9 protein-coding genes are annotated in these 26828 nt (G+C 74.5%); 4 read left to right on the forward strand and 5 right to left on the reverse strand.

Annotated features, from left to right (window positions below; all coding sequences use genetic code 11):
• Positions 1–37: 37 nt before the first annotated feature.
• The gene (locus tag BMZ82_RS00585) at positions 38–10558 is read right to left on the reverse strand and encodes an amino acid adenylation domain-containing protein (RefSeq protein WP_093770440.1); all 10521 of its coding nucleotides are present in this window, start codon (positions 10556–10558) and stop codon (positions 38–40) included.
• The gene (locus tag BMZ82_RS00590; RefSeq protein WP_143098807.1) at positions 10555–18558 is read right to left on the reverse strand and encodes a non-ribosomal peptide synthetase; all 8004 of its coding nucleotides are present in this window, start codon (positions 18556–18558) and stop codon (positions 10555–10557) included. Before BMZ82_RS00590 ends, BMZ82_RS00585 begins: the two co-directional genes overlap by 4 nt.
• A gap of 316 nt (positions 18559–18874) precedes the next feature.
• Between BMZ82_RS00590 and BMZ82_RS00595 the strand changes: the two genes are divergently transcribed.
• Both BMZ82_RS00595 and BMZ82_RS00600 read left to right on the forward strand, forming a co-directional pair.
• Positions 18875–20083, forward strand: coding sequence for a serine hydrolase domain-containing protein (locus BMZ82_RS00595; protein ID WP_093770444.1), 1209 nt, complete (start codon positions 18875–18877; stop codon positions 20081–20083).
• The gene (locus tag BMZ82_RS00600) at positions 20080–21669 is read left to right on the forward strand and encodes an alpha/beta hydrolase (RefSeq protein ID WP_093770446.1); all 1590 of its coding nucleotides are present in this window, start codon (positions 20080–20082) and stop codon (positions 21667–21669) included. The genes BMZ82_RS00595 and BMZ82_RS00600 overlap by 4 nt, the downstream gene beginning before the upstream one ends.
• Positions 21670–21772: 103 nt before the next feature.
• Here the strand turns inward: BMZ82_RS00600 and BMZ82_RS00605 are convergent, their stop codons facing one another.
• From BMZ82_RS00605 to BMZ82_RS00615, 3 genes are all read right to left on the reverse strand, one after another.
• On the reverse strand, positions 21773–22453 hold the full coding sequence (locus BMZ82_RS00605; RefSeq protein WP_093770447.1) for a polysaccharide deacetylase family protein: 681 nt from the start codon (positions 22451–22453) through the stop codon (positions 21773–21775).
• Positions 22450–23196 carry a glycoside hydrolase family 11 protein gene (locus tag BMZ82_RS00610; protein WP_256251696.1) on the reverse strand — a complete coding sequence of 249 codons (747 nt, stop codon included), beginning with the start codon at positions 23194–23196 and terminating at the stop codon, positions 22450–22452. Before BMZ82_RS00610 ends, BMZ82_RS00605 begins: the two co-directional genes overlap by 4 nt.
• Positions 23197–23465: 269 nt before the next feature.
• A complete protein-coding gene (locus BMZ82_RS00615) occupies positions 23466–23819 on the reverse strand; it encodes a VOC family protein (protein WP_093770449.1) in 354 nt (117 codons plus the stop codon).
• A 167-nt stretch (positions 23820–23986) separates the two neighbouring features.
• Here BMZ82_RS00615 and BMZ82_RS00620 point away from each other — a divergent pair, with 167 nt between their 5' ends.
• The gene (locus tag BMZ82_RS00620) at positions 23987–25414 is read left to right on the forward strand and encodes a chymotrypsin family serine protease (RefSeq protein WP_093770451.1); all 1428 of its coding nucleotides are present in this window, start codon (positions 23987–23989) and stop codon (positions 25412–25414) included.
• 181 nt (positions 25415–25595) lie between these two features.
• Positions 25596–26819: a PTS fructose transporter subunit IIC gene (locus BMZ82_RS00625; RefSeq protein ID WP_093770453.1), complete on the forward strand. Its 1224-nt coding sequence runs from the start codon at positions 25596–25598 to the stop codon at positions 26817–26819.
• Positions 26820–26828 lie beyond the last annotated feature (9 nt).

Raw genomic sequence — 26828 nt, forward strand, 5'->3', positions numbered from 1 at the left:
CCGGTTGATCGGTTGATCGGTTGATCGGTTTGTCGGTTCAGTCGGTCGTCGGGAGCGCCTGTGCGAGCAGGGTCGCCAGCGCCGCGCTGTGCGGGGGGTCCACCAGGGTGTGGTGGTTGCCGGGGATCGCGATGGGACGTACGGCGCTCGTGCGCGCCTGCCAGGGGGTCGGGTCGACGAGCGGGGTGGCGAGTTCGGGGTGCACCTCGGACACCGTGAACAGGTGGAGCGGGGTGTCGAGGACCGCCTCGGTGCGGTATCCGGCGGCCGCGGTGCCGTTGGCCGAGGCGACCCGCAGCATCCGGCGCAGCGCCCGCGGGGCGCGGTGCCTCGGGACGCCGCCGTTGTCGCGCGCGGTGCGGACCAGGGCGTCGAGCAGGGCCTCCTCGTCGAGCGCGCGGGCCTCGGCGGCGTCCAGGCCGGCCGCGAGTCCGTGCCGGAGCAGGTCGTCGTCCCCGGGGTCCGGTTCGGCCCCGGCGACCGGGCCGGGGGCGGCGGAGTCGATCAGGCCGAGGAAGGCGACCCGTTCGCCCGCCGTCTCCAGCCGGGCCGCGATCTCGAAGGCGACGATGCCGCCGAACGACCAGCCCGCCAGCAGATACGGGCCGGACGGCACCGCCTCGCGGATCGCCGCGAGATAGCGCTCCGCCATGACGGACACCTCTTCGAGCGGCGCGTCGTCCGTGTTGCAGCCCACCGCCTCCACCCCGAGCACCCGCCGGGAGCCGTCGGAGGTCGCCGCCAGTTCCCGGACCAGGTCCAGGTAGCAGACGACGTCGCCGCCGCGCGGGTGGAACAGGATCAGCGGCGGACGGTCGTCGTCGCCATCGGCGAGCGGCACCAGCAGCCGGCCGGACGCGGCGGCCGCCTCCGGCAGCGCCTCGCACAGCAGCTCCACCGTCGGCCGGCGGAAGACCAGGTTCAGGGGGAGTTCCACCCCGAACTCCGCGCGCACCGCCGACATCAGCTCGAACGCCTTCAGCGAGTGACCGCCGAGCGCGAAGAAGTCGTCCCGGACGCCGACCGGTCCGCCGCCGAGCACCCCCTCCCACAGTCGGGCCATCCGCAGCTCGGCCGCGTCGCGCGGAGCCACCCGCGGCGCGTCGCCCGCACGGGCCGCGCCCGGCGCCGGGGCGGGCAGGGCCCGGCGGTCGAGCTTGCCGTTCGGGGTGAGCGGCAGTCGTTCCAGCGAGGTCAGGACGCCGGGCACCATCGGGGCCGGCAGTTCCTCGCTCAGGAAGCCGCGCAGGGCCGCCGGATCGCCGCCGTCCGCGCCGTCCCGCCAGACCACGTAGCCGACGAGGACCGCGTCCACCCCGCTCCCGTGCACGGCGGCGGCGGCCGCCGCGACCTCGGGACGGCGGGCGAGGGCCGCCTCGATCTCGCCCAGCTCGATGCGGTGGCCGCGCACCTTGACCTGGCCGTCCGCCCGGCCCCGGTACTCCAGGCCGCCGTCGGGCAGCCTGCGCACCAGGTCGCCCGTGCGGTAGAGCCGGCCGCCGTCGTCGAACGGGTCGGCGACGAACCGCTCGGCGGTCAGCGCGGGCCGGCCGTGGTAGCCGCGGGCCACGCCGTCCCCGCCGATGTACAGCTCGCCGAACACGCCCACCGGCAGCGGCCGCAGCCGCTCGTCGAGCACGTGCAGCCGGGTGTTGGCGAGCGCCCCGCCGATCGGCACCGGCCCGTCCGGGTCCTCGGGGGACAGCCGGTGCGCCGTCGACCAGACGGTCGTCTCCGTCGGCCCGTACACGTTCCAGACGGTGCCCAGGGCGGACCGCATCCGGGCGGCGAGCGCCGTCGGCAGCGCCTCACCGCCGCACAGCGCGCGCACCCGCGGGCTCTCCCAGCCGGCCGCCATCAACTGGTGCCAGGTGGCGGGCGTGGCCTGGACGACCGTCGCCCCGGCCGAGTCCAGCTCCTTGGCCAGCAGCCTGCCGTCCCGGGCCGTCTCGCGGTCGACGACCCGCACGCGCGCGCCGAAGGCCAGCGGCACCAGCAGTTCCAGTACGGAGATGTCGAAGGACGCGGTGGTGACGGCGGCGACGACGTCGCCGGGCCCCGTCCCCAGCCTGCGCACCATGTCGTGGGTGAAGTTGGCCAGCGCCCGGTGCGGCACCATGACGCCCTTGGGCCGGCCCGTCGAACCGGACGTGTAGAGGACGTACGCCAGATCCTGCGGACGTACCGGGACCGGCGCCGCCGCCTCGGGGGCGGGCACCCGGTCGGCGACCAGGTCGGCGACGTCCAGCACCCGCACCGGGCCGGGGACCGGCGGCGGGCCGGCCGGACCGGCCGAGGCGATCAGCAGCCGCGCGCCGCTGTCCGACAGCATGTGGCCGATCCGCTCGGCCGGATACCCGGGGTCGATCGGCACGTACCGGGCGCCGCTGCGCAGCACGCCCAGCAGGGCGACCGGCAGCAGCACGGACCGGTCGACGCTCACGGCGACCGCCGTGCCGGGGCCCGCGCCGAGCGCGGTCAGCCGGTCGGCCACCCGGCCCGACAGGTCCCACAACTCCGCGTAATCGAGCAGGCGGTGGCCGTCGTCGACGGCCACCGCGTCCGGCGTACGGACGGCCTGCTCCCCGACGCGCTCGTGCAGCGGCGTGTCCGGGACCGGCTCGGCGGTGGCGTTCCACCGGTCGGCGAACTCGCTCTCCCGCCCGGCCGGGAGCAGCGGCAGCGCGCCGACGCGGGTGTCCGGGGCCAGGACGGCCGCGGACAGCAGCTCCAGCAGGGCCGCCGTCAGCCGGGCGACGCTCGGGCGGCCGAAGAGGTCGGTGGCGAACACGGCCTCGCCGCGCAGCTCGCCCGCCTCCCGCGTGAAGTAGAGCGACAGGTCGAACTTCGAGGCGCTGCTGTCCAGTTCGAGGGGCTCGACGGCGAGCCCCGCCGGCAGGCTCGGCGCGGGCGCTTCCTCGTTGAGGACCAGCATCACCTGGAACAGCGGGTTGCGGCTGAGGTCGCGCTCCGGGCGCAGTTCCTCCACCAGCCGCTCGAACGGCACCTCCTGGTGGGCGTACGCCTCCAGCGCCGTGTCCCGGGCCCGGGCGACGAGATCGGCGAAGGCCGGGTCGTCGGAGAGGTCCGCGCGCAGGACGAGGTTGTTGACGAAGAAGCCCACCAGCGGCTCCAGTTCATCCCGGTCGCGGCCCGCGACGGGCGAGCCGACGGCCACGTCGTGCGTGCCGGCCCAGCGGCCCAGCAGGGCCTGGACGCCGGCCAGCAGCACCATGAAGAGGGTCGCCTCGCGGCCCCGGCCGAGCGCGCGCAGCCGCTCCACGAGCGGCGCGGGCACCGTGAACGAGTGCCGGTCGCCGCGCCCCGAGGGGACGGCGGGACGCGGGCGGTCCGTGGGCAGTTCGAGCGGGGCGAGCCCCGCCAGGCGCTCCCGCCAGTGGTCGAGCTGCCGCTCCAGCAGCTCGCCGCTCAGCCGGTCACGCTGCCAGGCGGCGAAGTCGCGGTAGGAGACGGCGAGTTCGGGCAGCGGTTCGGCATCGGTCCCGGTCTCGGTCCCGGTTCCGGTTCCGGTCCGCGCACGGTAGGCGGCGAAGAAGTCCCGCCAGAACACGCCGACCGACCAGCCGTCGAAGGCGGCGTGGTGGGCGACGACCACGAGCAGGTGCTCGCGCGGCGCGGTCCGGATCAGCCGGGCGCGGACCAAGGGTGCGCGGGACAGGTCGAAGGGCAGCGCGGCGTCCGCCCCGGCCAGTTCCCGGGCCCGTCGGGCACCCGTTTCCCCGTCGTCGCCTGACAGGTCCGTGAAGACCGGTTCGAACACCTCGGCCGGTTCGGTCACCAGCAGGGCGGAGCCCGCCGGGCCGTCCTCCTCGACGCGGGAGCGCAGCACCTCGTGCCGGGCGACGACGTCCCGCAGGGCGTCGAGCGCGGCCGGCGCGTCGAGCGCTCCCGTCAGGCGCAGCGCGCCGGGCATGTTGTAGTCCGGGCGGCCCGGCTGGAGCCGGTCCAGCAGCCACAGCCGCTGCTGGCCGAAGGAGAGCGGCGAGGGGCCCGGGGGCAGCGCCGGGATGCCCGGCTCCTCGTCCGCGCCGAGGGACGCGAGAGCCCGGGCGAAGTCCTCGGCGACCGGGTGGCGGAACAGGGACCGCATCGGGACGTCCAGGCCGAGGAGCCCGCGCAGCCGGGACACCACCCGGGTGGCCTTCAGCGAGTGGCCGCCCCGCTCGAAGAAGTGGTCCCGGACGCCGACCGGGCCGTCCCCCAGGATGTCCTCCCAGACCTGGACGACCGTCCGCTCCAGCGCCGTCCGGGGCGCGACGTGCGCCCGGCCTGTGCCGCCCGCGCCCGGGGCGGGAGCGGGCAGCGCCTTGCGGTCCGTCTTGCCGTTGGGCGTCAGCGGCAGCGCGTCGAGCACCACGACCGACGACGGCACCAGCGCGGCCGGCAGCGTCGCGCGCACCGTGTCCAGCACCTCCGCCGTACCGCCCTGCGGCGCGCCGTCCGCGTGCCACTCCACGTAGGCGACCAGGGCGCGATCGGCGCCCTCGCCGTGCGCGGCCACCGCCGTGCGGGCCACGGCGGGATGCCGCAGCACCGCGGCCTCGACCTCGCCCAGCTCCACCCGGTGCCCGCGCACCTTCACCTGGTTGTCGCGCCTGCCGTGGAACTCCAGCACCCCGTCCGCCCGCAGCCGGGCCAGGTCGCCGGTCCGGTACATGCGGCTGCCGGGCGGCCCGTAGGGGTCGGGCAGGTAGGCCGTGGCGGTGCGGCCCGGGTCGCCGAGGTAGCCGCGGGCCACGCCGCGCCCGGCGATGAACAGCTCGCCGACCGCGCCGGCCGGCAGGAGTTCCAGGCGCGGGCCCAGGACCCGCACCCGGGCGCCGGGCAGCGGCCTGCCGATCGGGACGCGCCCGGCGGCGATGTCCTCGTCCGTGACGACGTGGTACGTCGTGGTGTTGGTGCACTCGGTGGGCCCGTACTGGTTGACCAGCCGCAGCCGTTCCCGGGTGCCCAGCGCCCGCGCCGCGTCCGCGAGCGGGGCGGTGAGCGCCTCGCCGGTCGTCAGCACCAGCCGCAGGTCCGCGGACGGGCCGGGCGACGCGGCCACCACGAGGGCGAGCATCGACGGGACGACGGACAGGATCGCGGTGACCCGCTCGGTGCGCAGCAGCCGGGCCAGCGCGTCCGGGTCGTCCGCCTCGTCGTCGGTGGCCAGCACGACACGGCCGCCGGTCGCCAGCGGGGCGAACAGGTCGCGCACCGACGGGTCGAAGGTGAGCGCGGTCCGCGCGAGGACGGTGTCCCCCTCGCCGAGACCGAACGTGCCGGTCAGCGCGGACAGATAGCCGGTGATCGCCGCGTGCGGCACCGCGACGCCCTTGGGACGACCGGTGGAGCCCGAGGTGTACAGCAGGTAGGCGAGGTCGCCGGGACCGGCCGTGGCGGGCGGCGGCGTCGCCGGCAGCGCGTCGATCAGGGGCTGTTCCCGGTCCAGGTCCAGCACCGTCACGCCGTCCGGGAGCCCGATGACCGGGAGTTCGCCGGACGACCCGTCGGTCACCACCACCCGCGCCGCGCTGTCGGCGAGCACGGTGCCGACGCGCTCGGCCGGCTGGCCGGGGTTCACCGGCACGTACGCCGCGCCCGCCTTGAGCACGGCCAGGACGGCGACGACCGTCCGGGTGCCGCGGCCGGTCAGGACGGCGACCGTCGACCCGGCGACGGCGCCCAGCTCCCGCAGCCGCCGGGCGAGCCGGTTGGCGGCGGCGTCCAGTTCCGCGTACGTGGTGGAGCGTCCCGCGCAGGTCACGGCGACGGCGGCGGGCCGGCGGCGGGCCTGCTCCTCGACCAGGGCGTGCAGGGTCGCCGCCCGGGCCGGGAACTCCCGCTCGCCGGGCGCGTCCGCGCCGAGCAGCGCGGCGCGTTCCGCCGCCGGCAGCACCTCGAGACGGGACAGGGGCGTGTCCGGGGCGGCCGCCGCGGACCGCAGCAGCCGCGCGTAGTGGCCGGCGAAGCGCTCCATCGTGGCGTGGTCGAACAGGTCGCAGGCGTAGCTCAGGGTGCCGGTCAGACCGCCCGGGTGCTCGGTCAGGGCGAGGCTCAGGTCGAACTTGGCCGTGCCGTTCGCGGTGTCCAGCGAGGTGGTGCGCACCCCCTCCAGGGGCAGGGTGTCCAACTGCGGGGGGTGCAGTTGGAACAGGACGTCGAAGAGCGGGTTGCGGCTCAGGTCGCGCTCCGGGCGCAGCTCCTCCACCAGCCGGTCGAAGGGCACGTCCTGGTGCTCGTAGGCCGCCAGCGCCGTCTCGCGGACCCGGCGGACGGCCTCGCCGAACGTCGGGTCGCCGGACAGGTCGGTGCGCAGCACCAGCGTGTTCACGAAGAACCCGATGAGCGGCTCCAGTTCGGTGCGGTCCCGGCCGGCGACCGGGGAACCGACGGCGAGGTCGTGCTGCCCCGTCCACCGGGCCAGCAGCGACTGGAAACCGGCGAGCAGCACCATGTACAGCGTCGCCCCCCGCTCACGGGCGAGAGCGCCCAGCCGCCCGGCGAGCTCCGGGGGCAGCTCGAAGGTGACCGCCTTGCCCGCGCCGGTCCGGGCGCGCGGCCGGGGACGGTCCGTGGGCAGCTCCAGCGCGGGCAGCGCGGCGAGCCGCTCCCGCCAGTGCGCGATGCCGCGGTCGGCCGCGCCCTCCGCCAGCCGGCGCTGCTGCCAGTGCGCGTAGTCGCCGTACTGCACGGGCAGGGCGGGCGGCGTCGGGCGCTCGCCGCGCCGCAGGGCCGCGTAGCCGTCCGACAGCGTCCGCCACAGCACGGGCATCGACCAGCCGTCGCCCACGGTGTGGTGCAGGACGAGGACGAGCAGGTGCTCCTCGGCGTGCAGGCGGACCAGCCGGGCCCGCAGCAGCGGCGCCCGGGTCAGGTCGAACGGGGCGGCGGCGTCGTGGTGCGCCAGACCCAGCGCCCGCGACCGGGCCTCGTCCGGCGACAGTTCGCCGAGGTCGGTCAGGAGCGGTACGAACACCTCGGCCGGCTCCACCAGTTGGACGGGCCCGTCAGGACCCTCGGCCAGCCGTGACCGCAGCACCTCGTGCCCTGCGACGACGGCGCGCAGGGCGTCCAGCAGGGCGTCGGAGTCGAGCGCGCCCTCCAGCCGGACGGCGACGGGGATGTTGTAGTCCGAGCGGCCGGGCTGGAGCTGGTCGAGGAACCACAGGCGCTGCTGGGCGAAGGACAGCGGCGCGGTGCTTCCGGCGGGACGCGGCACGACCCGGTCCGCGACGGCGTCCGGCGCGTCGTGCCGCAGCGCGTCCAGAGCGGCGGCGAACCGTTCCAGCACCGAGTGTTCGAACAGCAGCCGCAGCGGCACCTCGGTGCCCAGCCGCACGCCCAGGCGGGACACCGCCCGGGTGGCGCGCAGCGAGTGGCCGCCGAGCGCGAAGAAGTCGTCGTGCCGGCCGATGCGGCCGGTGTCGAGCACCTCGCCCCACACCTCGGCGGCGAGCCGTTCGGCGGCGGTGCGCGGCTCCACGAACTCGGCGCTGCGCAACGCCTGTTCGGCGGGGGCGGGCAGGGCGCGCCGGTCCAGCTTGCCGTTGGCCGTCATCGGCAGGCCGGGCACCGCCACGATCGCGGCGGGCAGCAGGTACGCGGGCAGCCGGTCGGCGAGCGCGCGGTGCAGCTCCGCCGGGTCGACGTCCGCGCCGGGGGCGGCCACCACGTAGGCGACCAGGCACGGCTCGCCCGGGGTGTCCTCCCGGACGACGACCGCGGCGCGGCCCACCCCCGGGCACCGGGACAGCTCCGCCTCGACCTCGCCGGGCTCGATGCGGAAGCCGCGGATCTTCACCTGCTGGTCGGCGCGGCCCAGGTAGTCGACGGTGCCGTCAGGCCGCCGTCGGGCGAGGTCCCCGGTGCGATACATCCGCGCCCCGGGCGGCCCGTAGGGGTCGACGGCGAACTGTCGCGCCGTCAGTCCCGGCCGGCCGAGGTAGCCGCGGGCGACACCGGTGCCGCCGACGCACAGTTCACCGACCGCGCCCTCCGGCACCGGGCGCCCGCGCTCGTCGAGCACGTAGAGCCGGGTGTCGTCCAGCGCCGAGCCGATCGGCACCCGGCCCTCCACCGTGCCGCCGTTCCGGGCGTCCACCCGGTGCGCGGTGGCGAACGTGGTCGTCTCGGTCGGGCCGTAGGCGTTCACCAACGCGGTGCCGGGGGCCGCCTCCAGGGCCCGGCGGAAGGACGCGGGACTCGCGGCCTCACCGCCGGTCCACACCTCCCGCAGCTCGGTGAGCAGTTCCACGCGCTCCTCGACGACCAAATCGAACAGGGCCGCGGTGAGGAACAGGGCGGTGATCCGGTGCTCGCGCACCAGGCGGGCGAGCGTGTCGGTGCCGATCCGGCCGGGCGGCGCGAGCACCACCGTGCCGCCGGTCAGCAGCGGCGTCCACACCTCGTACGTGGCGGCGTCGAACGCGAGCGGGGAGTGCGCGAGGACCCGGCGGTGGGCCGTACCGAAGGCGGCGTCGCGGGCCAGAGCCGTGATGTTCCCCTGGGTCACGCCGATGCCCTTGGGCTCGCCCGTCGACCCGGAGGTGTACATGACGTAGGCGAGCTGGTCGGGCGTGCACACCACCGCGTCGAGTCGGCCCGCCTCGAAGGCGGGGTCCTCGAAGGCGGGGTCCTCGGCGGCGTCGAGCACCGGCACGGGCGAGCCCGCGACGGCCTCGTGCCCGGCCAGCGCCGGATCGGTGAGCAGCAGGACGGCCCCGGTGCGCTCCAGCATCCAGTGCAGACGCCGTACCGGAAAGGCGGGGTTGAGCGGTACGTACGCGCCGCCCGCCTTCAGCACCGCCATCATCGCGACCGGGACGTGCACGGAACGGTCCATGAGCAGCGCCACCGGCGTCTCGCGGGCCACCCCGCCCGCCCGCAGCCGCACCGCCAGCGCGTCCGAGCGGGCGTCGAGTTCGGCGTAGCTGAGCCGGTCCGTGCCGCAGACCACGGCCGTCGCACCGGGGGAGCGGCGGACCTGCGCGGCGAACAGGGCCGCCGGTACGGCGGGGGTCAGATCCTCGCGCACCGTGCCGTGCCCCGCGGCGACGAGGCGGGCGGCGGAGTCGTCGCCGGGCAGCAGCTCCGCGAGCGGCCGGTCCGGGGCGTCCGCGACGGCGGACAGCAGCTCCAGGTAGTGACCGAGCAGCAGTTCGGCGGTGGCCGGGTCGAACAGGTCGGTGTCGGCCACCAGCGAGCCGGTGCAGCGGTCGGCCCCCTCGGAGACGAACACGCTCAGGTCGAACAGGGACGCGCCGAAGTCGCACGCCACCGTCTCGACGCCCACCCCCGGCAGCCGCAGCGTCGCCGTCTCGTCGCTCGCGGCGGCGAACATCACCTGCACCAGCGGGTTCATGTCACCGGACCGCTCGGGGGCCAGGCGCTCCACCAGCCGGTCGAACGGCACCTCCTGGTGGTCGTACGCGTCCAGCGACACCCGCCGGACCCGGCCGAGCAGCTCCCGGAAGCCGAGGTCGCCCGACAGGTCGGTGCGCAGCACCAGGGTGTTGACGAAGAAGCCGATCAGCGGCTCCAGTTCGACCCGGTCACGGCCCGCGACCGGCGTGCCGACCGCGATGTCCGTACGCCCGGACACCCGGGACAGCACCGCCTGGAAGGCGGCGAGCAGCGTCATGAAGAGGGTGACGCCGTGCGCCTCGGCCAGCCGGCGCAGCCGGTCGGTGAGCTCCGGGTCGAGCGTGAACTCCAGGCTGTGCCCGGCGCCGCTGCGGCGGGCGGGCCGCGGCCGGTCGGCGGGCAGTTCGAGCGGCTCCAGGCCGGCCAGCCGCTCCGTCCAGTGCCGCAGCCCGGCGTCCAGCGCGCCGCTCTCCCAGCGCTCTCGCTGGCGGCGGGCGTGGTCCTGGTAGGCGACGGGCAGCTCGGGGGTGCGCGGCGGCACGTCCCGCAGGAGGGCCGCGTAGCCCTCGGACAGCTCCTGCCACAGCAGGGACATGGACCAGCCGTCGGTGGCGATGTGATGGACCACCAGCACCAGTACGTGGTCGTCCGCGCCGAGGCGGATCAGCAGGGCGCGCAGCAGCGGTCCGGCGGCGAGGTCGAACGGCCGGCGGGCCTCCTCCCGCGCCAGGTCCAGGGCGCGCCGCTCGGCGTCCGGCGCCGGTGCGCCGTCGTCGGCCGCGCCGAGGTCGAGCAGGGCCAGCGACACTTCGTCGGGAGCGGGGAGGACGACCGGGACCGGCTGTCCGTCCCGCTCCTCGAACACCGTCCGCAGCGGCGCGTGCCGCCCCACGACCGCGGTCAGACTCCGCCGCAACAGGTCCCGGCGCAGCGGGCCGCGCAGCCGTACGACCTCCGGTATCGCGTAGCCGGGCGCGCCGCCCCGCATCCGGTCCGCCAGCCACATGCGCTCCTGCGCGAACGAGGCGACGGGCTCGGCGGCCCGGCCGTCCCCGGCCGGCCGCGCGAACGTCTCGCCGGTGCCGGCCGACGCGTCCGCCAGGGCCGACCGCACCCGGCGGCGCATCAGCTCACGGGCGGCGGCCAGCCTGCTGTCGGCGGCGCTCGGCGTGCTCTCCTGGATGGTCACGAGGTCTCTCCCTGCGATGCGTGGGCCACGACAGACGTGGGGGCGGTGCTTGGTTCAAGAGATGGGGGCGGCAGTGCGTCGTCCGCCGTCGAGGCGGCGATGTCGGCGAGGAGGGCGGTCTCGACCGCCGCGGCGAGCGCGGCGACGGTCCGCTGCTCGAACAGGGTGTGCAGGGGCAGTTCCAGGGCCAGCGACTGGCGCAGGCGGGCCGCGACCCGGGTGGCGCTTAGCGAGTGGCCGCCGAGCGCGAAGAAGTCGTCGAGGCGTCCGACGTCCGCGACGCCGAGGACCGCGCCCCACACGGCGGCGACCAGCTCCTCGATCTCGCCGTCCGGCGGTTCGTGCCCGGTGGGCGCAGCGGCCGGCGCGGGCAGGGCCCTGCGGTCGAGCTTGCCGTTCGGCGTGACGGGCAGCGCGTCCACGACGACCACCAGCGGCACCATGTACTCGGGCAGGCTCCGCGCCAGTTCGCTGCGCAGCGCCGCCGCTTCCGGAGCCGCCTCCGAAGCCGTTTCCGGCTCGGGGACGACGTAGCCGACGAGCCTGCGCTCGCCCGGGGTGTCCTCGCGGACCACGACCGCGGCCTGCTGCACCCCGGCCTGCCGCGCGAGCGCGGTCTCTATCTCGCCGAGCTCGATCCGGAAGCCGTGGATCTTCACCTGGTCGTCGGTGCGGCCGAGGTACTCGACCGCGCCGTCCGCCCGCCGCCGCGCGATGTCGCCGGTGCGGTACATCCGCGACCCCGGCGGCCCGAACGGGTCGAGCGGGAAGCGCTCCGCGGTCAGCGCGGGCCGCCGCAGATAGCCGCGGGCCAGGCCCGCCCCGGCCAGGAACAGCTCGCCCGGGAACCCGACCGGCACCGGCCTGCCCGCCGGATCGAGCACGTGCAGCGCGGTGTTCCAGATCGGCCGCCCGATGGGCACCGGCCCCTCGTCCGCGCGGCGGCACTCCCAGTGGGTGACGTCGACGGCCGCCTCGGTGGGCCCGTACAGGTTGTGCAGCGGTACGTCGAGCACGTCCAGGAAGCGGTTCTTCAACTCCTCGGGCAGCGCCTCGCCGCTGCACACGACCCGGCGCAGCGAACGGCAGCCGGCGGCGGCGGGTTCCGCCACGAACGCGGCGAGCATGGACGGCACGAAGTGCGCGGTGGTGACCGACTCCCGCCGGATCACCCGCGCGAGGTACGCCGGGTCCTGGTGCCCGCCCGGCTCGGCGACCACCAGGGCGGCGCCGGTCGACAGCGGCCAGAAGAACTCCCACACCGACACGTCGAAACCGAACGGCGTCTTCTGCAGCACCCGGTCGTCGGGCCCGAGCCCGTACCGGTCCTGCATCCACAGCAGCCGGTTGACGATCGCGGAGTGCTCGACGACGACGGCCTTGGGACGGCCGGTGGAGCCGGAGGTGTAGATGACGTACGCGGGATGGGACGGCAGCGGCCCGGCCGGTACGTCGGCCCCGGACACCCCTACGGGTGCCGCGCCGCCTCGTCCGGCGTCCAGGAGCAGTTGGGGCGTGCGCGCGTCGGCCGGGAGCCCTGCGGCCACGTCGGAGGTGGTCAGCAGCAGCACCGGCGCCGCGTCGGACAGCATGAACGCGATCCGCTCCGCCGGCAGGGAGGGGTCGACCGGGAGGTAGGCCGCGCCCGACTTCAGGACGGCGAGCAGCGCCACCACCAGCTCGGTGGACCGGTGCAGGGCGACCGCGACGATCTCCTCCGGGCGCGCGCCCCGGGCCCGTAGCCCGGCGGCGAGCGCCTCGGCCCGGGCGTCGAGTTCGGCGTACGTCAGGCGCTCGTCCGCGAACACGGTCGCGAGGGCGTCCGGGGTGCGGGCGGCCTGCCGTTCGAGCAGCTCGACGAGGGTGGTGGCGGGCACGGGTACGGCGGTGTCGTTCCACTCCGCGATCAGCCGGTGCTGCGCGGCGGACAGGACGTCGACCTCGCCCACCGGTGTCCGCGGTTCCTCGGCCACGGCCGTCAGCAGCCGCTGAAGACCCTCGGCGACGCTCAGCGCGCCGCGCGCGTCGAGGACGTCCGGCCGGTGGTCGAGGTGCAGCCGCAGCCGCTCTCCCGGCAGCACGAGGAGGTTGACGGTGTAGTGCGTCGCGTCGGTGCCGTCGACGGCGGCGAGCCGCACCTCGCCGCCCAGGTCCCGCATCTCCGCCAGGTCCAGCGGGTAGTTCTCGACGACGACCGCCGTGTCGAACAGGGTGCCGAGACCGGCCGCCCGCTGGATGTCCGCCAGCCCCAGGTGCTGGTGGTCCATCAGCGGCGCCTGTTCGTCCTGGAAGCGGGCCAGGGCGGCGAGCAGGGTCTCCTCGTCCCGCACCCGGAAACGCACCGGCAGGGTGTTGATCAGCAGCCCCACCATCTGCTCGACCCCGGCGACCGGTGCGGTGCGCCCGGAGACCGTGCCGCCGAAGACCACGTCCGTACGGGCCGTCAGCCGGGCCAGCAGGATCGCCCAGAGGCCTTGGACGACGCTGTTGAGGGTGATGCCCGCCGACCGGGCCCGCTCGGTGAGCCGGGCGGTCGCCTCCGGCGACAGCTCCACCGTGGTCCGCTCGGGCAGCGCGCCGAGCCTGTTCGGGTCCGACGAGCCCAGCAGCGTCGGCTCGTCCAGGCCCGCCAGCGCGGTCCGCCAGGCCGCCGTCGCCGCCGCCCGGTCCTGCCGGGCCAGCCAGGCGAGGTGGTCGCGGTAGGGGACCGCCGACGCGGCGACCGCGCGGGGCGCGACCCCGGTCAACTCCGCGTAGCCGGTGAGGAGTTCGCGCAGCAGGACGGCGGAGGACCAGCCGTCCCACAGGATGTGGTGGTTCGTCATCAGCAGCCGGTGCCGGGCCGCGCCCGTGCGGACCAGGGTGAAGCGCACCAGCGGAGGCCGTTCCAGGTCGAAGCGCCGGTCCCGGTCGTCGGCGAGCAGCCGCTCCCAGACGGCGTCGCGTTCCTCCTTCGGGTACGCGGTGAGGTCGGCGCAGGCCCACGGGACCTCGACACTGCCGGCCACCACCTGCACGGGCCGGTCGAGCCCCCGGTCGGTGAAGGCCGCCCGCAGCGCGTCGTGCCGCTCCAGCAGCGCGCCGCAGGCCCGCCGCAGCGCGCCCGGGTCGAGCGGGCCGTCCAGGGTGAGGACGAGCTGGCCGGTGTAGGCGTCGGTGCCGGTGGCGTCGTAGGCGGCGTGGAAGAACAGGCCCTCCTGCAAGGGCGACAGGGGCAGCACGTCGGTCAGCCCCGGGTGGCGTTCCGAGAGACCGTCGACGTCCGCACGGGACACCCCGGCCGGCGCGAGGTCGGTGCGGACGGAACCGGCTACAGGGGCTGCCTGCGCCGACGAGACGGCCAGCAGCCGCAGCGCCGCCAGCCAGGCGTCGGCCAGCGCGTCGGCCTCGTCCTCCGCGAGCAGACCCTCCGGCCAGGTCAGCACGGCGGTGAGGGACGGACCGGCCGCCTCCTGCACGGCCAGCGCGTCGATCTGGAGGCAGTGGTCGAGGGGCAGCGCGGGGTCGGCGTGGGCGCGCAGTCCGCCCGCGCCGGGGGCCGGGGTCCAGGGCGCGTCGTCCGCGCCGTCGAACCGGCCCAGGTAGTTGAAGAGCACCCGGGGCTGGGGGAGTGCGGCCAGCTCACCGGCGGTCGCCGGGTTCAGCCGGCTCAGCAGCCCGTAACCGGTGCCGTGGTCCGGCACCGCGGCGAGACAGCCGTGCACCCGCCCGGCCAGCTCGGCGAGCGCGTCGCCGTCGCCCTCCCGTGCCGCCGCCAGGTCGAGACCGCGCAGATCGAGCCGGACCGGGTACTGCGTGGTGAACCAGCCCACCGTGCGCGACAGATCATGCCGGCCCGTGCGATCCGCCCGGCCATGACCCTCCAGGTCCAGCAGCAGCGAGTCAGGACCGCCGCTCCCGGCGACCCCCGGATGGTGGGCGGCCAGCGCGAGCGCCGTCAACAGCACCTCGGCGGGACCGGTGCCCAGCGCCGCCGGCACGGACGTCAACAGGGGCCCGGCGGTCTCCGGCGGAAGGGTGAGCATCCGGGTGCGGGCAGTGCCGACGGTGTCCCGCGCCGGGTCGGGCGTACGGTCCCAGGGCGCGGGTGTGTCGTCTCGTTGCGGCGAGGCCGCGTCGGCGTCCACGTTCGGCGGGAGGGTCAGCGTCCGGGCGCGGGCCGTGTCGGCGGTGTCCCGCGCCGGGTCGGGCGTACGGTCCCACGGCGCGGGTGTCCCGTCGCGTCCCGGCGAGGCCGCGTCCGCGCCTGCGTCCGGTGTCAGGGTCCGGCGCCAGTACGGGAGTTCGGCCAGTACTTCGGGGGAGGCGGCCAGGTCCTGGAGGTGGGCGGCCCAGGTGCGGAACGGGGTGCCCGTGCCGGGCGGCGGCAGCAGCGGCGTGTCCCCGTCGGCGGCCGCCGTGTCCCAGGCGGTGGCGAGGTCGTCGAGCAGGATGCGCCAGGACACGCCGTCCACGGCCAGGTGGTGGACGCACAGCAGCAGCCGGTCCGGCAGGTCGCCGAGGCCCGCCCACCGTACGGCCCGCACCAGCACGCCGTGGGCCGGGTCCAGTTCCGCCGCCGCGGCCGCCCCGGCGGTTTGCGCGTCGAGGGGCTCCGCCGCCCGGCGCAGCACCCGGGCGGCGTCGACCGAGCCGGGTTCGCCGACGACGAGGGCGGGCCGCCCGTCCGGGCCCTCGGTCACCCGGATGCGCAGCGCCGCGTGCCGGTCCAGGACCGTCTGGAGGGCGCGGACCAGCCGGGCGTCGTCCGCGTCGGCGGGCAGGGTGAGGGTCATCGACTGGCTGAAGCGGCCGATCGGGCCCGGCCCGTCGAGCAGCCACCGCATCACGGGCGTAGCCGCCGACTCCCCGCACGCCTCGGCGGTCGCGGCCGGTTCCGGCGTCGCGGCCGGTGCGCCGACGGCGGCGGCGAGGCCGGCCGGGGTCTTGTGGGTGAAGACGTCGCCCAGGGTGAAGGCGAACCCCCGGGCGCGGGCGCGGCTCACCAGGGTGAGGGCGGCGATGCTGTCGCCGCTGAGGAAGAAGAAGTTGTCGTCGGGCGCGACCGCACGGCCCAGCACGTCCGCGAACAGCGCGCACAGCGTGCCCTCGGGACCCGCCGCGGGCTCCCGCGCCGGTGCCGCCGGTGGTGCCTCCTGGTCCGGTCCCGGCGTGGGCAGCGCCCTGCGGTCGACCTTCTTGTTGGCCGTCAGGGGCAGGGCGTCCAGGGCGACGAACGTGTGGGGCACCATGTAGTGCGGCAGGAACTCCCCGAGGTGCGCGGCCAGTTCGGCCGCAGCGGCAAGCGTTTCGCCGGGTTCCGGCGCGACGAACGCGACGAGGCGTCGCCCGCCGCCCGGCGCGGGCCGCACGTCGACCGCCGCGTGCCGCACCGAGGGGTGCCGGCTCAGCACCGTCTCGATCTCGCCCAGCTCGACGCGGTAGCCGTTCACCTTGACCTGCTGGTCGATACGGCCCAGGTACTCCAGGTCCCCGTCCGTCGACCAGCGCACCAGGTCGCCCGTGCGGTACATCCGCTCGCCGGGGACGGCCGAGAACGGGTCGGGCACGAAACGCCCGGCGGTCAGGGCCGGTTGCCCCGCGTACCCCTGCGCCAGCCCGGTGCCCGCCACGCACAGCTCGCCCGCCGCCCCGGGCGGCAGCAGCCGCAGCCGGGAATCCACCACGTAGGCGCGGTGGTTGACCATCGGCCGCCCGATCGGCGGCACCCGGCCGTCGGCACCGGCCGCGCACCGGTGCATCGTCACCTCGACCGTGGCCTCGGTGGGACCGTAGCCGTTCCATACCTCACGGCCCCCGGCCGCCCACCGGGCCACCGCGTCGGCCGACGGCGCTTCGCCGCCGGTGGACAGGAACCGCAGCGCGGGGAGCGCGCCGGGGTCGAGGAGCGGCAGCAGCGCGGACGGCAGGTCGGCGACCGTGACCGCCTGACGGGCCATCAGCGACCGGAGCCGGTCCAGGTCCGTCCGCTCCTCGTCGGTGGCCAGGACCAGCGTGCCGCCGCTCAGCAGCGCCCCGAACACGTCGAGCACGGACACGTCGAAGGACAGCGCCGCGAACCCGAGGAACCGCTCGCCGCCGCCCTGACCGGCCCCGATGCCGGCCACCGCGAGGTGGGCGTGCACGAAGTCGACGGCGGCCGCGTGCGGCACGACGACGCCCTTCGGCTCGCCCGTGCTGCCCGAGGTGTACAGCAGATACGCCGCCGAGAGCGCAGGCACCGCCACCCGACCCGCCCCGTACGGGGAGTCCGTTTCGCGCGCCTCTCCCACCGGCACCACCGCCACGCCCTCCGACAGGGACCCGGCGGTGTCCGGACCGGCGACGACCGCGCCGATCCCGGCCCGGTCCACCACGTACGCGACGCGCGCCGCGGGCAGCGCCGGGTCCAGGGGGACGTAGCAGCCGCCAGCCTTGAGGACGCCGAGCAGCGCCGCGACCATCGCGGGCGAGCGGCGCACCCGTACGCCGACCGGCCGGCCCGGCTCCGTCAGCGGCCGCAGCCGCCGCGCCACGTCCTCCGCCCACGCGTCGAGGGCGGCGTACGTGACTTCCTCGCCGTCGCAGACGACGGCGACGGCGTCGGGGGTGCGCGCCGCCTGCTCCTCGAACAGGTCGTGCAGGCAGCGGTCCGTGGGCGTGTCGGCGGCCCCGCCGTCCGCGAAGGCGGCGAGGCGGCGCTCGTCGTCGGGCGTGAGCAGGTCCAGGGAGTCGACGACGGCCTCCGGTCCGGCGGCGGCCAGGGCGACCAGGAACCGGGTGAACCGCTCCCGGTGCGCGTGGGCCTGCTCCGCGTCCGTCTCGGCGGCGGCACCCTCGACCTGCACGGTCAGCGGACTGTCGCCGCCGCGGTCGTAGACGTTGACCGTCAGGTGGTCCACCGGGCCGACCGACAGGTTGTGCGCGGTGGCCCGGGCCCCGGCGAAGGTCAGGCCGTAGTCGAACGACATGAGGTTGACGGTGGCGTCCCACAGCCGCGCACCGGTGTGCACCTCCTCGATGCGGTACCGCTGGTGCCGCAGCACGTCCTTGATGCCGGACGTGGTACGGCGCACCAGGTCGCCGATCGTCGTCGTACCGGTCACCGCCAGGCGCAGCGGCAGGACCCGGGAGAACATGCCGGGCGTGCGGCGGGCGGCGGCCGTGGCGCGGCCGGTCACGGGCAGCCCGAGCACCACGTCCTCGGTGCCGTTGACCCGGTGCAGATAGGCCGCGGCCGCCGCCATGACCAGGGCCGACCAGCGGGTCCCGTACGCCCGGGCGGCCTCGCGCAGCAGCCGCGCGTCGTCGGCGGGCACCTCGCCCCCGACCCGTACGACCGTGCTCCTCGGCGCACCGGGACCGCTCCCGGCGGGCCGCCCCGCGAACCCGACGGGCTCGGGCGCGTCCGCCAGCACGTCCCGCCAGAACGCCCGGTCGGCCTCCCGCGCCCCGGAGCCGAGGTACGCCTCCTCCTCCGCCACGATCTCCCGCCACGGCGTCGCGTCGGACGGCGGTACGGCCGCGCCGGTCACCAGCGCGGTGTAGTGCGCCGCGACCCGGCGGGCGACGAGGGTGCCGCCCACGCCGTCGGCGACGATGTGGTGGTAGCCCTGGAGCCAGCAGAAGGACTCGGGTCCCGTGCGCACCAGCAACTGCCGGTGCACATCACCGGTCGCGGGGTCCATCGGCCGATCCAACTCGGCCCGCATGCGCGCCTCGGCCGCGGCGAGGGGGTCGGGGGCGCCGCTCACGTCGACGGTCTCCAGCCGGAACGGCGGCCGACCGGCCGGTCGTTGCCGCACCACGCCGTCCGCCTCCGCGAAGCACATGCCGAGCGCCTCGGTCTCCGCGAGCATCCGGCGCAGCGCCTCCTGGAAGAGCCCCGGGTCCACGGCTCCGTGGATCTCCAGGTACTCGCCGATGGCGAAGTCCCGGCGCAGCGGGTCCAGTTGCTGCGCGAACCAGACGCCGGCCTGTGCTGAGGTCAGGGGCAGCGACCCGCGGTCATCAGTGGGCATGGGGTGGGTCTCCTCGGGTTCGTTCGACGACGACGCGAAGATCACCTTCCGTGATCTCCAACCACCCTGAAAGTCCCGACAATTCGCCTCTTGACAGCCCCCGGCCCGATCCCGAACGTTCCCGGTCACGCGAACCCGTGACAACACGCAGGGGGCCACACAGGGCTCGCGACCCTGAGCGGGAAGGAGTCGCAGGCTCAAATCCCCTCAGGCGTCCAGGGGGTTGGTCCCCCTCTTTCACGTGGGCTGCCCGCAGTGTCGAAGCACCTGCCTGCCGGAGTGATGACGCGGCGGAGCGTGCCTAGCGTGGTGTCACATGCCGACCTTCTTACTGATGTCCGAGCCCGGCAGACGTACCCGTCTCGCGGCGCTGGTGGCGGCCCTCGTGCTGGCCACCGGTCCGGTGGCGGCCGCGCAGGCCCCGGCCGTCCGTTCCACCGCCGACTGCGGTCCGCGCGACGGGGTCCGCCGGGCGCTGCATGTCCTCACCGGCCGTGACGGGATCGCCGGTGGGGCGGTCCTGGTGGCCGACCCCGGCGGGGCCGCGCCTTGTCGGCGCTGGGCCGAGACCGCCGGGACGGCCGACCTGCGCACCGGGCGGCCCACGAACGCCGCCGACCGGCTGCGCGTCGGCAGTGTGACCAAGGTGTTCACCGCGACCCTCGTCCTGCAACTCGTCGCCGAGCGCCGCCTCTCGCTCGGCGACCCCGTCGACCGTTACCTGCCCGGTCTGCTCCACGGCCCCGGCCATGACGGCCGACGGATCACCGTGCGGCAACTCCTCCAGCACACCAGCGGGTTGCCCGACTACCTCGACGCCCCCGAATGGGAGCACCCCGAGCGGCTGCGGTACCGCCACTTCGAGCCGCGCGAACTCGTCACCCGCGCCCTCGAACTGCCGCGCCCGCACGGCACATGGCACTACGCCACCACCAACTACGTCGTCCTCGGCATGATCGTCCGCGCAGTCACCGGTAATTCCCCCGAGTTGGAGATCACGCGGCGCATCATCACGCCCCTCGGGCTGCGCGACACGTACTGGCCCGGCGACGACACCCGCGTTCAAGGACCGCACTCCCACAGCTACTTCGCCGCCGACGACGGCCGGCGCGTCGACGGCACCGCCTGGAACATGACCTTCGGCGGGGTCGGCGGCGCGCTGGTCGCCACGCCGGCCGACCTGACCCGGTTCGCCACCGCCCTGTTCGACGGCCGGCTGCTGCCCGCCGCCCAACTGGCCCAGATGCGGCGGACGGTGGCCGCCGACCCCGACCGGCTGTGGCCCGGGGCCCGCTACGGGCTGGGCCTGATCTCGTCGCCGTTGTCCTGCGGCGGGACGTGGTGGGGGCACAGCGGGACGGTGCCCGGCGGGCACCGGGCGCTGATCGCCGTCGACCCCGGCGGCCGAAGCGTCGCCGTCGCCCTCAACCAGGTGCCCGCCTCCCTCCAGGCCGAGCTGGACTTCCTGGACCTCGTCGACAAGTCCCTCTGCGCGCACAGCACTTCCGAAAGGACTTCCGCGTGACCGGCTCCACCTTCCCCGCCGTCTCCGGCGGCCCGCGCCCGCGCCCGCTCGTGTCGCGCGCCGCCGCAGGGGTCGCCCTGTGTCTCGTCGGCGCGCTCACGCTCGCCGCGTCGCCCACCACGGCCGCACCCGCCCGCGCGAGCGCGGACCCCCTCGCCCGCTACCACCACCAACACCTCGCCTGGAAAAGCTGCTTGCTCGGACCCGACGACGCGACCGGCAAGGAACTCCAGCAGGCGGGCGCCGAATGCGCCGACGTCACCGTCCCGTTGAACTACGACGACCCACGCGGCCGTACGATCACCGTCGCCATCTCACGGATCCGGGCCACCGACCCGGCCCGTCGCGTCGGCGCGCTGCTGCTCAACGGCGGTGGCCCCGGCGGCCAGACGCTCGGCGACCCGCCGTGGGTGCGCACGTCGATGCGACAGACCGGGGAGCGCTACGACGTGGTCGGCGTGGACCCCCGTTTCGTCGGCCGCAGCACACCGCTGGACTGCCACTGGCCCACTGGCTCCTTCATCCGGGGCGCGGGGACCGGCCGCGCCGGGTTCGACCGCGCGACGGCGTTCGCAGAAGAACTCGCCCGCCGCTGCCGGACGTTCGAGGGCGACGTACTGCCGTACGTCACCACCCGCAACACCGCGCGCGACATGGACGTCATCCGGGCCGCCCTCGGCGAGCGCAGGATCTCCTACCTCGGCTACTCGTACGGCAGTTACCTCGGGCAGGTGTACGCCACGATGTTCCCCGGCCGCACCGACCGGGTCGTACTGGACGGCGTCGTCGCCCCCGACCGCTACAACCCCCGGCTGCTGCGCGGCACGGAACCGGCCAACCGGCACGCCCTCCAGGGCTGGGCCGCCTGGACCGCCGCCCGCCACACCACCTACGGTCTGGGCCGCACCCCCGGCGCGGTCCTCGCCGCCGTGGACCGGATCCAGACGGCGGCCGCCCGCACGCCCCTGCGGATCGGCGACCACCGGGTCGACGAGCACGTGGTGCCCGTCGTCGTCCTCAACGGCCTCTCGCAGGACAACGACACCGCGTACGCCGCCTTCGCGCAGGCCGTACGGGACATGCGGCGCGCCGCCGACGGACACCCGGTCACCCCCTCGCCCTGGCTGGCCGAAGCCCTCGGCTTCCTCCTGGACGGATCCGACTCCTCCTACGGAAGCGTCCAGTCGGCGATCCTGTGCGGCGACGTGGCCGCGCCGCGCGACCCCGAGACGTACTGGCGCGAGGTCCAACAGGCCCGCGCCCAGGACGCGTTGTTCGGTCCCGTCACGAACGACATCGGGCCGTGCGCGTTCTGGGAGCCGCCGCGCGAGCGCCCGACCACGATCCGCGACGACCTGCCGGCCCTGCTCGTGAACGCGACCGGCGACCCGCGCACCACCTACGAGGGCGCGCGGACCGTGCGCCGCATGTGGCCCTCCTCCCGCCTGATCACCCTGCGCGGCGCCGACCAGCACGCCGTGTTCGGCGTCTTCGGCAGCGCCTGCGTCGACACGACCGTCAACGCCTACCTCGCCACCGGCCACCTGCCGTCCACGGACGTCACCTGCGACCGAACTGCGGCGTGACGGCCTGCGACATGACGGTCTGCGACGCGACGACCTGCGGCGCGACGGCGGGGGCCGTCGCGCCGCAGGTCGGGGCATGCCGGGTGGGCGGGCCCGGTGACTGTCAGCCGGGAGCCACCGCGCGCCCGGTCTGCGCGGAGATCATCCCGGCGCACAGGCCGCGCGCGGCCAGCCCCTGGGCGATCCTCGGGATCGCGGCGACGGTGTTGGCCGGCCAGTCGTGCATGAGGATGAGCTGACCGTTGGTGAGCCGTGCGGCGGCGGCCACGATCGCGTCGGTGCTCGCGCCGTTCCAGTCCTGCGAGTCGACGTCCCAAGTGACCTGCGTCAGGCCGTACTTGGTCGCGACCGCCCGAACCGTCGCGTTGGTCTCGCCGTACGGCGGCCGGAAGATCCTCGGAGTGCCGCCGCCCGCGCCCGCGATGGCCTGCTGGGTCCGGGAGATCTCCGAGTCGACCTGCGCCTGGCTCAGTTGGGTGAGGTGCGGGTGCGTGTAACTGTGGTTGCCCACCCACATCCCGGCGGCCACCTGCGCCCGTACCTGGGCCGGGTTGGCGGCGGCGTACTGGCCCTCGTTGAACATCGTGGCCCGAAGCCCGTTGCGGGTCAGGGCGTTGAGCAGGGCGGGGGTGTTGCCGGACGGGCCGTCGTCGAAGGAGAGCCCGACGTACCCGTTGCAGGCGGCGGCGCGCGCCGGAGCGGTGTCGACGGCCAGGGCGCCCGCGGCGGCCAGCGCCACGACGGCCGATGCGGCGGCCAGGGGACGCAGCGCGAGGCCTTTCACGAGGTCACCGTGACGTTGGAGCTGCCGCTGCTCTGGTAGCCCTCGGTCGCCATGATCATGTAGTACTTGAAGCTGCCGAGGGGCATTCCGGCGCGGGCCCACGCGTCGAAGTGGTTGCCGGTGGTGATGGTGCCGCCGGTCCGCTTCGACTGCCGCACGCTCCAGTACTGGTCGAAGGTGCGAGTCCCCTCGACGGACGGGGCGTTGTACCGCGTCGTCTTGTAGATGTCGTAGGTGCCGCCGTCGCTGGTGACGGTGCCCTTGTACGTTCCGGTGGGCCGGTAGGTGCCCCAGTTGTCGACGATGTAGTACTCGACGAGGGGGCTGGACGTCCACCCGTAGACCGCCAGATAGGCGTTCCCGGACGGGTTGAAGCTGCCCGAGTAGGTCACGCTCCTGCGACCGCCGTTGCTCCAGCCCTTGCCGGCGACGAAGTTCCCGGTGTTCTTCCAGGACGTGCTGTAGTTCCCGCCGGAGCCCAGCGTCATGGAGACCGTGCCCGGGGAGTCCGTCCAGAACGAGTAGTAGTACCCGTTGTTGGTTCCGGTCTGGTTGGTGGTGATGACGGTGGCGGCGTGCGCGGTGTGCGGCGCGGCCAGCGCGAGCACGGCGACCAGCACCGTGGCGCAGGCACTCCCGACGAGCAGCCTGAAACGGCTGAACGGTGTGCGGTACGTACGGGGGGCGGCTGTTGGCGCGTGCGCGAGTGCGGGTGCAAGTACGGGTGCGGGTGTGGCGTTCATGTGCGTGCTTCCTCCTTCGTCATCGTGCAGGCGATGGGGTCCCAACGGCGAACAGTGTTGGTATGACCCCTTCAGCTGTCAATAGTTTCGGCATTTGCTTCGAAACATTCGATCACGTGAGGAACTCTCGGGGAACTCGTCTTCCCAGGCCACTGCCTCGATGAGGGGGTTGAGTCAATGTGCTCGCGAATGTGTGCACACGCAAGATCAGCTACTGGCGCAGCGCGATTCCGAAAGTTTCGGAGTCCCTTCCGGTCGTCAGGGTGAGGTCAGGCGGGCTGCCACAGTTCGATCCGGTTGCCCTCGGGATCGGTGACCCAGCCGAATCGGCCGACGCCCTCCATGTCCTGCGTCTCTGCGGCCACGTCCGCCCCCTTGGCGCGCAGTTGCGCGAGCATCGCGTCGAGGTCGCCGACCCGGAAGTTGAGCATCGTCTGCTGGGTGCGGGACCCGAAGTAGTCGGTCTCGGACTCGAAAGCCGCGAACACCGTCGGCCCGGCCTCCTGACGCCACAGGCCGTGCTCGTCGGCGTCCAGACCCAGGCAGTCGCGGTACCACGCGCCCAGGGCCGCCGGGTCTGCGGACCGCAGGAAATATCCACCGATTCCAAGCACACGTTCCATAACGCCATCGTGCCAGCACGGCGATCGGCCGGCCCGGCAGCCGGTCCGGGTCTGTAACAACCGTCCATCGTTTCCGAGCGACAGCGGTGATGTGACGGCCGGGCCACTGTTACACGCCGTTGGTTTCTTGGCTCCCGTTCCACTTCCCCTGAACGAAATGAGGAGCTGTGCGTACGAGATACAGCCTGACCAGGCTGGCACTCACCGCGACGGCCACCGGCGTACTGGCGCTGAGCGCGCCGGCCGTCGCCCTGGCGGCGGCGGTGACCGGACCGACGGCCGTGTCTTTGGCCCCGTCCCCGGGCCCGGCCACCTCCGTGGACACGTCCGCCACGAAGTCGACGCTCGTCGACATCCCCGAGAAGAGCCCGGTGACCGCGTCCCAGTGGACCGGCGTCACCAAGCTCGCCAAGCAGCGGCACGCCCTGACCACGCTGTACGACCAGGGCACCAAGAAGCCCGTGATCGTGCTTCCGGCCGACGCGCCCACGACCCAGCGGGTGTCCACGCTGTCCGTAGGGGATGACGCCGCCACCTCCGCTGCCGTCTCCGCCTCCTCCGTCACGGTCTCGGGCGTCAAGGCCGAGGTCAAGGTCAGCAAGTTCACGACCAAGCGGATCGACCAGATCTCCGACACCCTCACGGCCCGCAAGTGGAGCCAGAACGCCGTCCGTTACGGTTTCGCGGTCCACTACGACGCCAAGACCGACAAGGTCGCCTTCGTGTCCGACGCGCCCCAGGACGTGACGGCCGCGGCCAAGAAGACCTTCCCGGCCGACGTCGAGGTGATCGAGGGGCACGTCCAGCCCCTCCAGACCGACCGGTTCCTGGACGTCCCGGCGTACTACTCCGGGCTCTCGCTCATCAACACCAACGGAGGGCTGTGCACGGGCGGCCCCTCCTTCTGGTCCTACCCGGACGGCGCCGAGCACCACACGGCCAAGATGGTCACCGCCGCGCACTGCGGATCGGTCAGCTCGCTCTTCCACAACTACAAGTGGAACCGCGGCTATGTCGGCACGGTCGACCACCGGGACACCGGGTCGGACACCGAGGACCTCATGTACAGCCACAACATCGGTGACGGTGACGGCGCCTGCTCGCACGGCGAGATCCGCTGCTACAGCTACCACATGTTCACCGGCGGCACCTCGGCCAGCTCGTCCGAAGCCGCGGTGGTGGGCTGGCAGGAGCCGGTGGTGGGCGACACCGGTCTCCACGTCAGCGGGCAGACCAGCTACCAGTGGGGCGGAAACGTCGTCACGAACACCAACTTCCAGACCTGCTACAAGAACACCGACATCTGCATCAGGAACGGCGGCTTCCTGATGCGGCACTACAACAACGGATGGGACAACAAGACGGCCCAGCCGGGCGACTCCGGCGGACCCATCTACAAGGACAAGACCGACTTCACCGGCGCGCGGGACGCCTGGCCGGTCGAGGTCATGGGCATCATCTCGGGCGGCTACAGCGAGTGCGACCGGTGCAGCAACCACCCCGTCAACTACACGGTGGGCATCGACATCGAGTGGGTCCGCATCGCGTCCAACAACTACGAAATCATGACCTTCCAGAACCGCAACGGCTTCTAGGTTCCGCTGCCCGGCCCCCAGCGGCGCAGCCCACTCGCAGCCCACTCGCGGAACACCGGTGAACACCGGTCGCACCGGTCAACACCGGTCACCACAGGCCAGGGAGGGATGCCGCCCCCCATTCGGCATCCCTCCCTCCCCTCCCACGCAAACGGCTTCTCCTACCCAACGGAGCTCGACCATGCCTCGCCCGACCGCCCCCCAAGCCCCCCGGACCTCCCGCCCGACGGCCCCCATGAACGAGAACGCCGCGCCCGGCGAGCACGCCGGCATCAGGCTGGGCCGCTGGCTGGGCGGCGGCATCGCCTACATCGGACCCATCGCCGCGGTGGGCGGCCTGCTGCTCGCCGTGGCCTATCTGATCAGCGGCTGGCAGATCAGCGTGACCGGGGCCAAGATGACGGAGCAGTCGTTCGCCTGGACCCACGCCGACAGTTGGGCCGCGCTGATGCTCCGCTCCGGCGTCTCGGCGCTCGGGTTCCTGGTCCCGGCCATCGCCGCGTACGTCGCCTACGGCATGGCGGGCCGGCCGGCGCTGATTCCCGGAGTGGTCGGCGGGCTGGTCGCCATGGACGTGGAGAGCGGCTTCCTCGGCGGGCTGGCCGCCGGCCTCGTCGCCGGCGCGCTCACCGTGGCACTGGCGCGGATCCGCGTACCGCACGCGCTGCGCGACCTCTTCGACGACGTCGCCGTCCCCCTGGTCGCCGCCCTCGTCGTGTCGGTCCTGATGTTCGCGCTGGTCAGGGAGTGGCTGGCCGACCTGGAGACCGGCATGAACACCATGCTGACCAGCCTCACGGGGGGCAGCGCCCTCGTGATGGGCCTGGTGATCGGCGCGCTGGTCTGCTCCGACCTGGGCGGCCCGATCAGCAAGATCACGTTCGGTTTCGTCGCCGGCGGGATGAGCGTCGCCAACTCGTACAACCTGGGCCTCGTCGCCGCGATGGTGGCGGCCGGCATGGTGCCCGCGCTGGGCATGTCGCTGGCGACGATCGTGCGGCGCAAGGCGTTCCGCCCCGCCGACCGGCAGTACGGCAAGGTCGCGTGGCTGCTCGGCCTGGCCGGGGTGTCCGAGGGCGCGATCCCCTTCGCCGCCGCCGACCCCCTGCGGGTGCTCCCGGCCTCCATGGCGGGCGGCGCGGTCACCGGCGTCCTGACGATGGCCTTCGGCAGCACACAGAAGGCCCTGTACGGCGGCTTCTTCGCCGCCGGCGAGATCAGCGGCCTCCTGCTCTACGTGGCGGCCGTCGCCGCAGGCACCCTGGTCACAGCCGCAACGGCAATCGCCCTCAAGAGCCTCGGCAAGCGGCCCGCCACGAGCCCGGCAAACACCACGACCCGCACGCTCAAGGCCGGGGTCAAGCCCCGCGTCAAGGCCCGCCGCAAGATGTCCGTGGTCGGCTGAGCACACACG

This window comes from Streptomyces sp. yr375 (genome assembly GCF_900110755.1).
Classification (GTDB): domain Bacteria; phylum Actinomycetota; class Actinomycetes; order Streptomycetales; family Streptomycetaceae; genus Streptomyces.